The organism is Burkholderia cenocepacia, from assembly GCF_014211915.1.
Taxonomy (GTDB): domain Bacteria; phylum Pseudomonadota; class Gammaproteobacteria; order Burkholderiales; family Burkholderiaceae; genus Burkholderia; species Burkholderia orbicola.
Window position 1 is genome coordinate 1897331 of the sequence record NZ_CP060040.1, and the last position, 14037, is coordinate 1911367.

Here is a 14037-nt window from a genome sequence, read left to right on the forward strand (position 1 = left end):
CCGGCCCGCATGCCGGCGGCGGCCCAACCACGCCATCAAGGGGAAGTGAAAGTGAAGCTGAAGGTATCGCACGTCGCGCTGGCCGCCGCCTGCGCACTGTCGGGCGCGCACGCCGTCGCCGCCGACGTCGTCAAGATCGGTTTCGCCGCACCGCTGACCGGCCCGCAGTCGAATTACGGCACGGACATGCAGAAGGGCGTGCAGCTCGCGATCGCCGATTTCAACGCGACGCATCCGACGATCGGCGGCAAGCCCGTCACGTTCCAGCTCGACTCGCAGGACGACCAGGCCGACCCGCGCACCGGCACGACCGTCGCGCAGCGGCTGATCGACGACAACGTCCGCGGGATCATCGGCCACTTCAACTCGGGCACCAGCATTCCGGCGTCCGACCTGTACGATCGCGCGGGGCTGCCGCAGATCTCGATGGCGACGTCGCCGCAATACACGGCGCGCGGCTACAAGACGACCTACCGGCTGCTGACGAGCGACGCGCAGGCCGGCCGCATCGTCGGCACGTACGCGGTGAAGACGCTGCGCTTCAAGCGCATCGCGATCATCGACGACCGCACCGCCTACGGCCAGGGCATCGCCGACGAATTCGCGAAGGCCGTGGAAGCGGCCGGCGGCACGATCGTCAAGCGCGACTTCACGAACGACAAGGCGCTCGATTTCTCGGCGATCCTGACCAACCTGAAGGGCGTGAATCCGGACGCGGTCTTCTACGGCGGCGGTGATGCGCAATCGTCGCCGATGATCCGCAAGATGCGCCAGCTCGGGATGAAGTCGGCGTTCGTGACGGGCGAAATGTCGCGCTCGCCGACGTTCCTGAAGGTCGGCGGCGACGCGGCCGAAGGCGCGATCGTCTACATGGGCGGGCTGCCGAAGGAAAAGATGCCGGGCTTCTCCGGCTACGCGGCACGCTACAAGGCGCGCTTCAACGAAGACGTGATCACGTACTCGCCGTATTCGTACGACGGCACGATCGCGCTGCTGACCGCGATGAAGGACGCGAACTCGACCGACCCGAAGGTGTACACGCCGTATCTCGGCAAGGTGTCGATCAAGGGCGTGTCGGCGCCCAGCATCGCGTACGACGCGAAGGGCGACCTGAAGGACGCACCGGTCACGATCTACAAGGTCGAGCGCGGCGCGTTCAAGCCGGTCGATACGATCGCCGGCAACTGACCAGCGAAACGCTGCCCGGCGCGGCGCGCCAGCGGCTCACCGGCCGCCCGCGCCGCGCGCGCTTTGGCTGCATGGTCCGAAGCCGTCCCAGGCACGCTCGCGTGCAGGCATTTCGCGCTCCTGTAGAATCCCCCCACCCGCTTTGACGCTTCGTCTCCGCCGTGCCCCATCCCGGTGCGGCGGCGCGTGTTGCGTGCCTCACCCGGCACGCGGCGCGCTTCGACGACGCAAGCCGCGCCTTGTCAGTCCATGCCGAAAAGCGGGCCCTGGAGACGCAGCACCGACAACTACATTCGAAAACCGATCGTCCTGACCATGCAAGCTTCCGAATTGAGCGGCGTGCCTCGTGCCGCCGAACGCGCGCTCACGCGCAGCGACTACAAGACCCTTGGCCTTGCCGCACTCGGCGGCGCCCTCGAGTTTTACGACTTCATCATCTTCGTGTTCTTCGCGCCGGCGATAGGGCAGCTGTTCTTCCCGCACGACATTCCCGACTGGCTGCGCCAGTTACAGACGTTCGGCATCTTCGCGGCCGGCTATCTCGCGCGCCCGCTCGGCGGCGTGATCATGGCCCACTTCGGCGACCTGTTCGGCCGCAAGCGGATGTTCACGCTGAGCGTGCTGATGATGTCGGTGCCGACGCTGCTGATGGGCCTGCTGCCGACCTACGACACGATCGGCATCCTCGCGCCGGTGTTGCTGCTGCTGTTCCGCGTGCTGCAGGGCGCGGCGGTCGGCGGCGAAGTGCCGGGCGCGTGGGTGTTCGTGTCCGAGCATGTGCCGTCGCGCCATATCGGCTATGCGTGCGGCACGCTGACCGCGGGCCTCACGGCCGGCATCCTGCTCGGCTCGCTCGTCGCGGCCGGCATCAACAGCCGCTACTCCGCGGCCGAAGTCGGCGCATTCGCATGGCGCATCCCGTTCCTGCTCGGCGGCGTGTTCGGGCTGTTCTCCGTGTACCTGCGCCGCTGGCTGCATGAAACGCCGGTGTTCGCCGAGATGAAGGCGAAGAAGGCGCTCGCGGCCGAGATTCCGCTGAAGGCAGTGCTGCGCGACCATGGCCGCGCCGTGATCGTGTCGATGCTGCTCACGTGGATGCTGTCGGCCGCGATCGTCGTCGTGATCCTGATGACGCCCGCGCTGCTGCAGAAGCAGTTCCACCTGACGCCGGCGACGACGCTGTTCGCGAACAGCATCGCGACGCTGTGCCTGACGGCCGGCTGCATCACTGCCGGCTCGCTCGCGGGCTGGATCGGCGCGAAGCGCGTGCTCGCCATCGGCGGCATCGGGCTGGCCGCGTGCTATTACCTGTTGTTCGCGCAGGTCGCGGCCGATGCGTCGACGCTGCCGCTCTACTACGGGATCGCGGGCTTCATGGTCGGCACGATCGGCGCGGTGCCGTTCGTGATGGTGAAGAGCTTCCCGGCCGTCGTGCGCTTCTCGGGCATCTCGTTCTCGTACAACGTCGCGTATGCGATCTTCGGCGGGCTCACGCCGGTGATCGTGTCGCTGATGATGAAGTCGAACCCGCTCGCGCCGGTCGTGTACGTCGCGGCGATCTGCGTGCTCGGCGCGATCGCCGTGCAGTTCTCGAAGGATGCGAAGGACGTGAAGGATGTGAAGGGCGCGCACTGAACGTCAGCGCCCGCTTCATGAACGAAGGGCCGAATCCCGCTGCGTGCGGGATTCGGCCCTTTTGTCTTGCGGCGGCCTGGCGGCGGCTGCGCAACTCTGCCCGGTTCAGCGCAGCACGCCGTACGACGAACTCGGCCGGCGCAGCGCGTCGATGCTCGCGCCGCCGGCGCCGGTGACGAACAGCAGCAGGAACCCGCCGGCGATCGCGACGTTCTTCCAGAAGTGAATCACCATGTCGTGCTGGACGGCGGCGTTCGTCGCGTCCCAGAAATTGTGCCCGACCATCGCGGTCGCGATCGTGTAGACCGCCATCAGCAACGCGAGCGGCCGGACCTTGTAGCCGACGATCAGCAGCAGCCCGCCCAGCCCCTCGATCGCGACGACGACCGGCCCGACGACCTGTTGATAGGGCACGTTCATCCCGTGCAGATACGCGATGAAGTCGCTGTAGCCGAGCAGCTTCATGATGCCGCCCCACAAGAACAACGCCGCCAGCGCCAGGCGTGCGAAAAAAATGACGCCGGAATCGACGGTACGCGTCATGCCTTTCTCCTCGTATGCAATTCGGCCGCCCGCGCCGGGCGCACCCGGCGGTTCGGCGCCGCGCGGCCCCGGAGGGCGCGCGGCAAATGGGCCAGCATAGAGGGTCTTTCCGCGGTGTCCAAGGGCTTGTAGCAAATCTTTACAACGCGGCGATCGCGCCGGTAGCCCGGCTCGATGAAAAACGCGTTTAGCCCGCGTCGCTCAACAGCACGCCTTTCTTGAAGATGAAGCAGCCGTAGCCGCGCGTTTCGCCGGTGACGATCACCGCGTACGTCTGCTGCGCACGCTCGTAGAACGCGAAACGTTCGACGCCGGTCAGCGGCACCGCACGCCCTTCCGCGCGGTCGATCTCGGCTTGCACTTCGCGCTGCACGGGCGGCACCGCGGCCGCGTCGCCGACGACTTCCATCCGCCACGCGGGCGTGTCGACGAACGTATCGAGCGGCAGCACCGACAGCACTGCACGCACCACGCGCGCCGAATCGGCGCCGTCGACCCGCAACGCGCGGCCGACCACCGTGTGCTCCGCGACGGATTCGGCCGGGAAATTCGCATCGCAGATCGCGATTTCGTCACCGTGGCCCATCGCGCGCAGCGTGTGCAGGATGTCGGCGTGCAGCAGCGGGTCGAGATTCTTCAGCATGTCGGTTGTCTCCGGGATCAGGAACGAATCGCATAACGTTACCCGATCCCGGCGACCGTGGTGCATGCATCGTTCGCGTCACGACGCGGCGGCCGGCATTTCGTCGATGAAACCCGTGACCGACGCGAGGCGGCCCGACGCGTCGACGGTGCCGAAGTCCGAGCCCTTCACGATCGCCGCGCCGTCGGGCGACACGAGCGCCCACGAGAACCGCAGGTGCTGGCCGAACGCGTCGACGTCGGTCGTGCGGCGAAAGCGGTAGGCGGGGAAACGCTGCTGCACGGCGGCGATCATCGTGTCGATGCCCGCGTGGCCGTCGCCGGCCATCAGCGGATCGCGATAGGTCGCGTCGCTCGCGTAGGTCGCATCGATCAGCGCGCGGCGGCGCGCGGCATCGGGTTCGTTCCATGCGTCGAAGTAGCGGTCGATCAGGTCGGCGTGGACGGACGAAGCGGTTTGAGCGGTGTTCATGGCGAGGCTCCTTGTGTCGGTGGACGATGTCGCGGACGTTTCGGGTCCGCGTGCCGCTATCGTCGCCGGGCGCGCGCGGACGGTCGATTACGTGCAAGGTAAGGAAATCGCGCGTGCGCCGCCCCAAAAGAAAACGGGCGCCCGAAGGCGCCCGCATCGTCTTGCCGTCACCACCTTGCGCGTCAGGTCACCGGCGCCGGATTGAACAGCGTCAGCGCATTCGCGAGCTTCCATTGCTCGGCCCACGTGCGGCGCTTGCCGCTCGCGACGTCGAGCATCAGCCGGAACAGCGCCCAGCCCGTGTCCTCGATCGTCGCCGCGCCGGTCGCGATCTGCCCGGCGTCGAGATCCATCAGGTCGTGCCAGCGGCGTGCGAGATCGCTGCGCGTCGCGACCTTGATCACCGGCACCTGCGCGAGGCCGTACGGCGTGCCGCGGCCGGTCGTGAAAATGTGCAGGTTCATCCCCGCCGCGAGCTGCAGCGTGCCGCAGATGAAATCGCTCGCGGGCGTCGCCGCGTACAGCAAGCCCTTCTGCCGCGCCCGATCGCCGGGGCGCACGACACCGGCGATCGGCGCGCTGCCCGACTTCACGATCGACCCCATCGCCTTCTCGACGATGTTCGACAGGCCGCCCTTCTTGTTGCCCGGCGTCGTGTTCGCGCTGCGGTCGACGCGACCGCGCTCGAGGTAGCGGTCGTACCAGTCCATCTCGCGGATGATCTCGCGGGCCACTTCTTCGTTCGCCGCGCGCGACGTGAGCTGCGCGACGCCGTCGCGCACTTCGGTCACTTCGGAGAACATGATCGTCGCGCCCGCCCGCACCAGCAGGTCGGCCGCGAAGCCGACCGCCGGGTTCGCGGTGAGCCCCGAGAACGCGTCGCTGCCGCCGCACTGCACGCCGACGACGAGATCCGATGCGGGGCAGGTTTCGCGACGGCGGCGGTTCAGCCGTTCGAGATGCGATTCGGCCATCGTCATGATCGAGTCGATCATCGAATGGAAGCCGACGTGCGCGGCATCCTGCAGGCAGACGACGCCACCGTTGTCGGTCGCGCCGTCGGCAGTCACCGGAATTGCGCCCGGCGGCAGCAGGCGCTCGGGCTGCAGCTTCTCGCAGCCGAGGCTCACGGTCATCACCTCGCCGCCGAAGTTCGGATTCAGGCTGATGTTGCGCAGCGTGCGGATCGGGATGTCGGCGTCGGGCGCATCGATCGCGACGCCGCAGCCGTACGTATGTTCGAGCCCGACCACGTCGTCGACGTTCGGGTAGCGCGGCAGCAGTTCGTCCTTGATCCGCTTCACCGCATGCTCGACGACGCCCGACACGCACTGCACGGTGGTCGTGATCGCAAGGATGTTGCGCGTGCCGACCGAGCCGTCGGCATTGCGGAAACCCTCGAACGTATAGCCTTCGAGCGGCTCGAGCGGCGGCGCGGCACGCGTGGCGAGCGGCAGGTCGTCGAGGCCCGGCGGCTCGGGCATGCGCATCGTGCGCTCGTTGACCCAGCTGCCGCGCCGCAGGTCGGTGAGCGCATAGCCGATCACCACGTTGTAGCGAATGACCGGGTCGCCGGCCGCGAGGTCGACGAGCGCGACCTTGTGCCCCTGCGGCACGCCTTCGCACAGCGTCAGCCCGTCGGCGAACGTCGCGCCCGCGGGCAAGCCGCCGTCGTTGACGACGATCGCGACGTTGTCGTCCGGATGCACGCGGATGTAGAGAGGGGAAGCAGTCATCGGAATTCCTGGAAGCTGTCTGCGATATCGTTAGTCATCATACGACATTCAACCTCAGTTGATGATGCTGCGTAAACCCTTATCCGGAAAGACCCTACCCTTGACCCGCCAGCAAACCGCTTGCACCACTCTTTCTTGCGTTGTACGATGACATACAACGACATCGCCAATTCGGCTCGTATGCCGTTCCCGACGAACCAGCACTCGCGCTAGACGGACGACCCCAACCATGACTTCACCGCAAGAACTCAAACAGATCATCTCCCACGGCCTGCTGTCGTTTCCGCTGACGGATTTCGACGCCGACGGCAGCTTCCGCCCGAGCACCTATGCCGAGCGTCTGGAATGGCTGGCCCCGTATGGCGCGAGCGCGCTGTTCGCGGCCGGCGGCACCGGCGAATTCTTCTCGCTCACGCAACGCGAGTACTCGGACGTGATCCGCGTCGCGACGGAAACCTGCAAGGGCAAGGTGCCGATCCTCGCCGGCGCGGGCGGCGCGACGCGCGTCGCGATCGAATATGCGCAGGAAGCCGAGCGCCTCGGCGCGAGCGGCGTGCTGCTGATGCCGCACTACCTGACCGAAGCGAGCCAGGAAGGGATCGCCGACCACGTCGAGCAAGTCTGCCGCGCGCTGAAGATCGGCGTCGTGGTGTACAACCGCGCGAATTCGAAGCTGAATGCGGACATGCTGGAGCGCCTTGCCGACCGTTGCCCGAACCTGATCGGTTTCAAGGACGGCGTCGGCGAAATCGAGAGCATGGTCACGATCCGCCGCCGCCTCGGCGATCGCTTCGCGTACCTCGGCGGCCTGCCGACGGCCGAAGTCTATGCCGCCGCGTACAAGGCGCTCGGCGTGCCGGTGTATTCGTCGGCGGTGTTCAACTTCATCCCGAAGACGGCGATGGCGTTCTACGAAGCGATCGCGAAGGACGACCACGCGACGGTCGGCCGCCTGATCGACGAGTTCTTCCTGCCGTACCTGAAGATCCGCAATCGCCGCGCGGGCTACGCGGTCAGCATCGTGAAGGCGGGCGCGAAGCTCGTCGGCCACGACGCGGGCCCGGTGCGCGCACCGCTCGTCGACCTGACCGACGAAGAAGTGGCCGAGCTCGACGTGCTGATCAGGAAGATGGGCCCGCAGTAAGCGGAGTTTGCCGGCGGCGCGGGGCCTTCACCGGCACGGCGCGCCGGCTCCCGCACCCCTCCGTATCCGTCTCACGCGATGGCCGCGCGGCTCGACGAGCCGGCGCGGCCATCGCATTACATCTGCGCGATCGCGCCGATGATCCGCTGGCGCACACCGGTGAGCGTGCGCTGCGTCTCGTCGATCCCCTTGCGCGCCGCGAGCGGCCGGCCGCGCGCCGGTGACTCGGCGCCCACGATCTGTTCCAGCACGTCGCGATCGACGACCGCATCGAAGAAACGCCCGACCGTGAACATCGCGTACTGCTTCGCCGTCGCGAGATGCGTGTTGGCCTGCGTGAGCGCGTCGGCGCGCTGCGCGCCGTTCGGCCCGTCGATGCTGCGGCGGTGCTTCAGCGCGAACACCACCGCCTCCATGTCTTGCTTGAAGCGCTCGACGGCCCTGCCGAAGATCACCGAATGCGGATCGGAGCCCGCGACGGGCCGCCCCTGGTTGATCGTCACGTCGAATTCGCTGCCGCCGAGCTCGCGCTGCAGCGCGAACAGCGCATCGGCCAGCACGCGCCCTTCGCTGGTTTCGCCGATCTGGGTACGGACCGATTTCGCGACGTCGCCGATCGCTTTCCACAACCCGGCCGCGAACAGGTGGTCGCCACGCTTGCTGATATTCATCGGATGGTTCCTTGTTGGTCTTGTGCGTCTCTCAGGCTCGCCCGCGGACCTGACGGTCCGAGGCTTCGCTACTGTAGGAGAAACGGGGGCAACAGGAAAGGCGAGGTGACCCCGCCACGGCATCGCATCAAAATGAGCACCGTTTGATGCGATAATTGATGCATCGATTTTCCCGGGAGCCGCCCATGCGCACCACCTTGTCCCTCGACGACGCACTGCTCGCCAAAGCGCAGCAATTGACCGGCGTCACCGAAAAATCGGCGCTCGTGAGGGAAGCGCTGCGCGCATTGATCGCCCGCGAAAGTGCGCGACGACTCGCCCGCCTCGGCGGCACCGAGCCTGATCTTGAATCGGTCCCACGCCGCCCGTCGGAGCTCGCATGATCCTTGTCGACACGTCCGTCTGGATCGATCACTTGCGAGCCGGCGACGCGACGCTCACCGCATTGCTGGAAGCGGAGCGAGTATTGATCCATCCGTTCATCGTCGGCGAGCTTGCGCTCGGCAGCATGCACAATCGCGAGACCGTGCTAGATGCGCTGCGCGACCTTCCAGCTGCAACCCTTGCCACCGACGACGAAGTCCAGCGCATGATCGATGCCGTACCGCTTCACGGGCTGGGCATCGGCTACGTCGATGCCCACCTGCTTGCGTCGGCCAGACTGACCAGCGACAGCAGGCTATGGACGCGCGACCGGCGCCTGCTGGCGGCAGCGGAGCGCCTCCAACTCGTCGCCCGCCCCGCTCACTGACCGAGCGAAACCGGCACGAAAGCCCGCGCTGAATAAAAAAGCGGCGAGGCCCGTGGGCCCCGCCGCCGTATTCCAACGTGCCGGGAAGCATCCCTCCCGGGACGCTGCCTTCACCGGTTACGCCCCGTCACTCCGCCTTGCCGTCCCGCAGCCGCGGAATCGCGAGCGGATTGCCTTCCCGCAGCCCTTCGGGCAGCAGGTCGTCCGGGAAGTCCTGATAGCACACCGGCCGCAGGAAACGCTCGATCGCGGTCGCGCCGACCGACGTGACGGCCGGGTTCGACGTCGCGGGGAACGGCCCGCCGTGCACCATCGCATCGCACACCTCGACGCCGGTCGGGTAACCGTTGACCAGCAGGCGCCCGGCCTTGCGCTCGAGGACCGGCAGCAACCGGCGCGCGAGCGGCTTGTCGTCGGCATCCATCTGCAGCGTGGCCGTCAACTGGCCTTCGAGCGCGTCGAGCACGCGCGCGACTTCGTCGAGATCGCGGCAGCGCACGATCAGCGACGCCGGCCCGAACACTTCGTGGCTGAACGCCGGCTCGCCCAGGAACGCCTGCGCACCGACTTCGTATAGCGCGCCGCCCGCCTGGCAGTCGGTCTGTGCCGCCTCGCCCGCGCCGATTTCGCGCACGCCCGGCAGTTCGGCCAGCTTGCCGCGACCGTTACGGTACGCATCGGCGATGCCGCGCGTGAGCATCACGCCGGCCGGCTTCTTCGCGAGCGCCTGCGCGGCGACCGTCTCGAAGCGGTCGAGATCGGGGCCGTCGATCGCGAGCACGAGGCCCGGATTGGTACAGAACTGGCCGACACCGAGCGTCAGCGAATCGACGAAGCCCGTCGCGATCGCGTCGCCGCGCGCGGCCAGCGCGGCCGGGAACAGCACGACCGGGTTGATGCTGCTCATTTCCGCATAGACGGGAATCGGCTGCGGGCGCGCGTTCGCGAGCTGCACGAGCGCCATCCCGCCCTGCCGCGAACCGGTGAAACCGACGGCCTGGATCGCCGGATGGCTGACCAGCGCGGCGCCGATCACGCGGCCGGGGCCGACCAGCAGCGAGAACACGCCGGCCGGCATGCCGGTTTTCGCGACGGCGGCGCGGATCGCGCGGCCGACCAGCTCGGACGTGCCGAGGTGCGCTTCGTGGGCCTTCACGATCACCGGGCAGCCGGCCGCGAGCGCCGACGCGGTATCGCCACCGGCCACCGAGAACGCGAGCGGGAAATTGCTCGCGCCGAACACGGCGACGGGCCCGAGCGCGATTTTCTGCAGCCGCAGGTCCGAGCGCGGCAGCGGCGTGCGTGCCGGCTGCGCGGGATCGATCGACGCGGCGAGGAAACGCCCGTCGCGCACGACGCGTGCGAACAGCCGGAGCTGGCCGACGGTGCGGCCGCGCTCGCCTTGCAGCCGTGCGACCGGCAAGCCCGTTTCGGCATGCGCGCGCTCGATCAGCGCATCGCCGAGCGCGACGATTTCATCGGCGATCGCTTCGAGAAACGCCGCACGGGCCGCGAGCGGCTGCGTGCGGTACGCATCGAACGCGTCGCGTGCGAGTTCGCACGCGCGGTCGACGTCGGCCTGCGTCGCGACGCCGAACGCCGGCGCCTCGATCGGCGCGCCCTTCGCCGGATCGAACGCGTACAAGGTTCCGGCCGAGCCGGCCACCGCTTCGGCGCCGATCAGCATCTCTCCTGTCAGTTGCATGGGGTGTGCTCCGTGGTTCGGGAATGGATTGCTCATTGTAGCTCAACAGATACGATGTCTGCCGACGTTAGCGACGTATTCTCGCCGCGTGCGAAGGCGCCGACGATACCGCCGAAAGCCTTACCCGGCCAGCAAATCGCGACCTTCCCACATTGTGACGAAGATCCCAAAGGGAAAACCCGAGGTTTCTGAATTCGAGCATTCTCAATAAACTTTCTTCCATGTCATACGACGACGTACATTTAAAGTGAGCAATCAGACCTCCCCTCGCGATCTTCCGCTCGACCTGGCGCGCACCGCGCGCCGAACCGCCGTGCGCTACTGGATCCTGGCGATGCTGTTCGTCGTCACGACGCTCAACTATGCGGACCGCGCCACGCTGTCGATCACCGGCACGCCGATCCGCAAGGCGTTCGGCATCGATCCGGTGACGATGGGCTACATCTTCTCGGCGTTCAGCTGGGCGTACGTGCTCGCGCAACTGCCGAGCGGCTGGCTGCTCGACCGCTTCGGCGCGCGGCGCGTGTATGCGGCGAGCATCTTCCTGTGGTCGGCGTTCACGCTGCTGCAGAGCACGATCGGCCTCGGCGGCAGCGCCGCGTTCGCGGTCGCCGCGCTGTTCGCGATGCGCTTCGCGGTCGGCATCGCGGAGGCGCCGGCGTTTCCGGCGAACGCGAAGGTCGTCGCGAGCTGGTTCCCGACCGCCGAACGCGGCACCGCGTCGGCGATCTTCAACGCCGCGCAGTACTTCGCGGCCGTGGTGTTCTCGCCGCTGATGGCCTGGCTCACGCACGCGTACGGCTGGCACCAGGTGTACCTGTGGCTCGGCCTGGCCGGCATCGCGCTCGCGTTCCTGTGGCTGCGCGTCGTGAAGGACCCGGCCGACCATCCGGCCGTGAACCGCGCGGAACTCGACCATATCGAGCAGGGTGGTGGCCTCGTGCGGTCGACGGGCGGCGCGACCGGCGCGCGCGGTAGCAGCAGCGCTGCCGAAGGCAGCCGCGTGGCGGGCTGGTACTACGTGCGCCAGTTGCTGTCGAACCGCATGCTGATCGGCGTGTACCTCGGCCAGTACTGCGTGAACGTGCTCACGTACTTCTTCCTCACGTGGTTTCCGATCTATCTCGTGCAGGCGCGCGGAATGTCGCTGCTGAAGGCCGGCTTCATGACGTCGCTGCCGGCGATCTGCGGGTTCCTAGGCGGCGTGCTCGGCGGGATGCTGTCGGACGCGCTGATCCGCCGCGGCGTCTCGCTGACGCTCGCACGCAAGATCCCGATCGTCGGCGGGATGCTGCTGTCGATGGTCATCATCGGCTGCAACTACGTCGACAGCGAAGCGCTGGTCATCATGCTGATGGCCGTGTCGTTCTTCGGCAAGGGGATCGGCTCGCTGGGCTGGGCCGTCGTCGCGGATACCGCGCCGAAGGAAGCGATCGGCCTGTCGGGCAGCCTGTTCAACATGTTCGGCAACACGGCGGGCATCGTCGCGCCGATCGCGATCGGCTACCTCGTCGGCGCGAGCGGCTCGTTCAACGGCGCGCTGGTGTTCGTCGGGCTGAACGCGCTCGTCACCGTGTTCAGCTATCTCGTGATCGTGAAGGACATCAAGCGCGTCGAGTTGCGTCATCGCGACGCGTGACGTTCGACCTTTGAAAAACGGCGGCCGCTTCATGCGCGGCCGCCGTTTTTTACATCGGAGCGACGTCAGGTCGACGCGTGCACGGCGCGCAGCATGTCGTGCACGCCGGACGTCATCAACGCGAGGAACGCGAGCAGACCGACGTAGCAAAGCGCGTAGGTCGTCTTCGTCTCGATCGACGTCGCGTAGTACACGCGGTTCTCCGGCGCGTCGGGATCGTAGCGCCACGCGCGCTTCAGCTGCGGCAGCGCGAGGATCGCCATCACGATCAGCAGCGGGCTCGGCCGATACACGAACAGCGCGATCAGCACCGGCACGCCCGCGAACCAGATGCGCGGCGACAGCACCGCGGTGATCCGGCCGCCGTCGAACGGCGACAGCGGAATCATGTTGAAGAGATTCAGGAAGAAGCCCGTGTACGACAGCGCGAGCAGCAGGTTGCTGTCGGTGTGGCGCGCGGCCGCGTAGCAGGCCAGCGCGCCGAGGGTGCCGACGAACGGCCCGGCAAGGCCGACGTAGGCCTCCGTTTCCGCGTCGTGCGGCATCTCCTTCAACTGGATCCACGCGCCGACGAACGGGATGAAGGTCGGCAGCCCGACGTCGAGCCCGCGCCGCTGCGCGGCGACGTAGTGGCCGGCTTCGTGCACCAGCAGCAACGCGACGAAACCGGCCGCGAAGCGCCAGCCATAGAACAGCGCATAGACCGCGATCGACGCGAGCATCGTGCCGGCCGAGACGAGCACCTTGCCGAGCTTCAGGCCGCCGAAGATCAGCAGCAACAGCTTCGTCATTCCTTGCGCTCCGTGGCGGCTGCGTCGGATGCAGCGGTTGCATCGGCGACGGCCGGCGCCGCGGCCGCCTTCGGCTTGCGCCCGAAGATACGCTTGAGCGCCGCGCCGCCGGCCAGCAGCGCGACCGCGCCGATCTTGAAGAACTTCACCGCGAACGCGCCGATCAGCGCGAGCAGGCCGAGCTTTTTCGCGCCGACGCCGACGATCAGCGCCGCGAGCCCATACTCGGCGACGTGGTCGGTCGACTGGTTGAAGTCGGCATAGCGCTTGCCGTCGTTGAAGCGGATGTTCGACAGCAGCGCGTCGGCCGAGGGCCGGTACTTCGGCAGGTCGGCGAGCGTCGACGCCATCGTCAGCGACAGGTAGCCGTCGCGGCCGAGCACGAGCGTCCGGTAGTTCACGCCGTCGTTCGCGGCATTCGGCGCCGCGCCCTTGTCGCGGATGATCGCCGACCACACGAGCCGGTGCGTGGCCGCGTCGTACGCGGGCGCCTTCGCCCAGCCGACCACCTCGGTTTCGGGCAGGCCGCGCTCCTTGCGCGCCGGGTTGTTTTCCTCGGTGCCGGCCTGCAGGCTTTTCAGCAGTTCGTCGGGCTTCCAGTCCTTCGCATCGTCGTCGCGGATGTAGCCGCTCGGCTCGAACGACACGACCGAGAGCCAGTCGGCGTCGGGATCGTCGGGCAGCACGAGGCCGACCAGCTTCGATTCGTCGATCGAGTTGCCCATCGAGCGCAGGTAGCGGCCGGCTTCGGCCGCCGGCACGAACGACTCGCCGGCCTTCAGCTTCAGCACGGCTTCGTGTTTGACGTCGATGTCGGTCGGGCCTTTCACGACCGCTTCGTTGGCGGCCGCGGCGGCGGCCCTCATTTCCACCTGCGCAGCTTCGGTCTGCGCGTGGCCGCTGGTCGCGGCGAATGCGAGCGTCGCCACGCAGGCGAGCCGGACGGCAAGTTTTTTCATTGTTGGATTCCCCTGGAATGCCTTGTTGTCGATGTGCGCGACGTCCGGCCCCGGCATCGTGGCCGCGGGTCCGGCGCTGCCTCTCAGGTGGCACGGGGGCTATGGTAACGCAGCGGCTGCGCACGCCCGGGCGGTGCGCGGCGCTTACCTCGCAGGTAATG

Annotated in this window: 14 protein-coding genes; 6 read left to right on the top strand and 8 right to left on the bottom strand. The window is 67.6% G+C overall.

The window, feature by feature from the left end:
* Positions 1-9 precede the first annotated feature (9 nt).
* Together SY91_RS24870 and SY91_RS24875 are read left to right on the top strand one after the other, a co-directional pair.
* A complete protein-coding gene (locus tag SY91_RS24870; protein ID WP_006480486.1) occupies positions 10-1188 on the top strand; it encodes a branched-chain amino acid ABC transporter substrate-binding protein in 1179 nt (392 codons plus the stop codon).
* Between the two features lie 315 nt (positions 1189-1503).
* Positions 1504-2823 (top strand): MFS transporter, encoded by a 1320-nt coding sequence (locus tag SY91_RS24875; protein WP_034175136.1) that lies wholly within the window; start codon positions 1504-1506, stop codon positions 2821-2823.
* Between the two features lie 105 nt (positions 2824-2928).
* Here SY91_RS24875 and SY91_RS24880 read toward each other — a convergent pair whose 3' ends face one another.
* From SY91_RS24880 to garD, 4 genes are all read right to left on the bottom strand, one after another.
* Entirely contained in the window at positions 2929-3366 is a 438-nt protein-coding gene (locus SY91_RS24880) for a DoxX family protein (protein ID WP_023477054.1), read from the bottom strand.
* A gap of 187 nt (positions 3367-3553) precedes the next feature.
* Positions 3554-4009, bottom strand: a complete 456-nt coding sequence (locus tag SY91_RS24885; protein ID WP_006480483.1) for an RbsD/FucU family protein — start codon at positions 4007-4009, stop codon at positions 3554-3556.
* A 78-nt stretch (positions 4010-4087) separates the two neighbouring features.
* Positions 4088-4480 carry a nuclear transport factor 2 family protein gene (locus SY91_RS24890; RefSeq protein ID WP_023477055.1) on the bottom strand — a complete coding sequence of 131 codons (393 nt, stop codon included), beginning with the start codon at positions 4478-4480 and terminating at the stop codon, positions 4088-4090.
* Positions 4481-4662: 182 nt separating this feature from the next.
* Positions 4663-6216, bottom strand: coding sequence for a galactarate dehydratase (gene garD, locus SY91_RS24895; RefSeq protein WP_023477056.1), 1554 nt, complete (start codon positions 6214-6216; stop codon positions 4663-4665).
* A 229-nt stretch (positions 6217-6445) separates the two neighbouring features.
* Here garD and kdgD point away from each other — a divergent pair, with 229 nt between their 5' ends.
* The gene (kdgD, locus tag SY91_RS24900) at positions 6446-7360 is read left to right on the top strand and encodes a 5-dehydro-4-deoxyglucarate dehydratase (protein WP_006480481.1); all 915 of its coding nucleotides are present in this window, start codon (positions 6446-6448) and stop codon (positions 7358-7360) included.
* Between the two features lie 116 nt (positions 7361-7476).
* On the opposite strand, the gene SY91_RS24905 is transcribed toward kdgD, so the two are convergent.
* Positions 7477-8031, bottom strand: a complete 555-nt coding sequence (locus SY91_RS24905; protein WP_023477057.1) for a hypothetical protein — start codon at positions 8029-8031, stop codon at positions 7477-7479.
* Between the two features lie 185 nt (positions 8032-8216).
* Between SY91_RS24905 and SY91_RS24910 the strand changes: the two genes are divergently transcribed.
* Complete coding sequence (locus SY91_RS24910) at positions 8217-8414, top strand: type II toxin-antitoxin system VapB family antitoxin (RefSeq protein WP_023477058.1); 198 nt, start codon at positions 8217-8219, stop codon at positions 8412-8414.
* Positions 8411-8782: a type II toxin-antitoxin system VapC family toxin gene (locus SY91_RS24915; protein WP_023477059.1), complete on the top strand. Its 372-nt coding sequence runs from the start codon at positions 8411-8413 to the stop codon at positions 8780-8782. The genes SY91_RS24910 and SY91_RS24915 overlap by 4 nt, the downstream gene beginning before the upstream one ends.
* Before the next feature lie 127 nt (positions 8783-8909).
* Here SY91_RS24915 and SY91_RS24920 read toward each other — a convergent pair whose 3' ends face one another.
* Complete coding sequence (locus SY91_RS24920; protein ID WP_023477060.1) at positions 8910-10487, bottom strand: aldehyde dehydrogenase (NADP(+)); 1578 nt, start codon at positions 10485-10487, stop codon at positions 8910-8912.
* Positions 10488-10734: 247 nt separating this feature from the next.
* Between SY91_RS24920 and SY91_RS24925 the strand changes: the two genes are divergently transcribed.
* Positions 10735-12126 carry an MFS transporter gene (locus SY91_RS24925; protein WP_006480477.1) on the top strand — a complete coding sequence of 464 codons (1392 nt, stop codon included), beginning with the start codon at positions 10735-10737 and terminating at the stop codon, positions 12124-12126.
* 65 nt (positions 12127-12191) lie between these two features.
* Here SY91_RS24925 and SY91_RS24930 read toward each other — a convergent pair whose 3' ends face one another.
* Positions 12192-12917 (bottom strand): site-2 protease family protein, encoded by a 726-nt coding sequence (locus tag SY91_RS24930; RefSeq protein WP_006480476.1) that lies wholly within the window; start codon positions 12915-12917, stop codon positions 12192-12194.
* Positions 12914-13876 carry a DUF2167 domain-containing protein gene (locus tag SY91_RS24935; RefSeq protein ID WP_043888101.1) on the bottom strand — a complete coding sequence of 321 codons (963 nt, stop codon included), beginning with the start codon at positions 13874-13876 and terminating at the stop codon, positions 12914-12916. The genes SY91_RS24930 and SY91_RS24935 overlap by 4 nt, the downstream gene beginning before the upstream one ends.
* Positions 13877-14037: the final 161 nt, after the last annotated feature.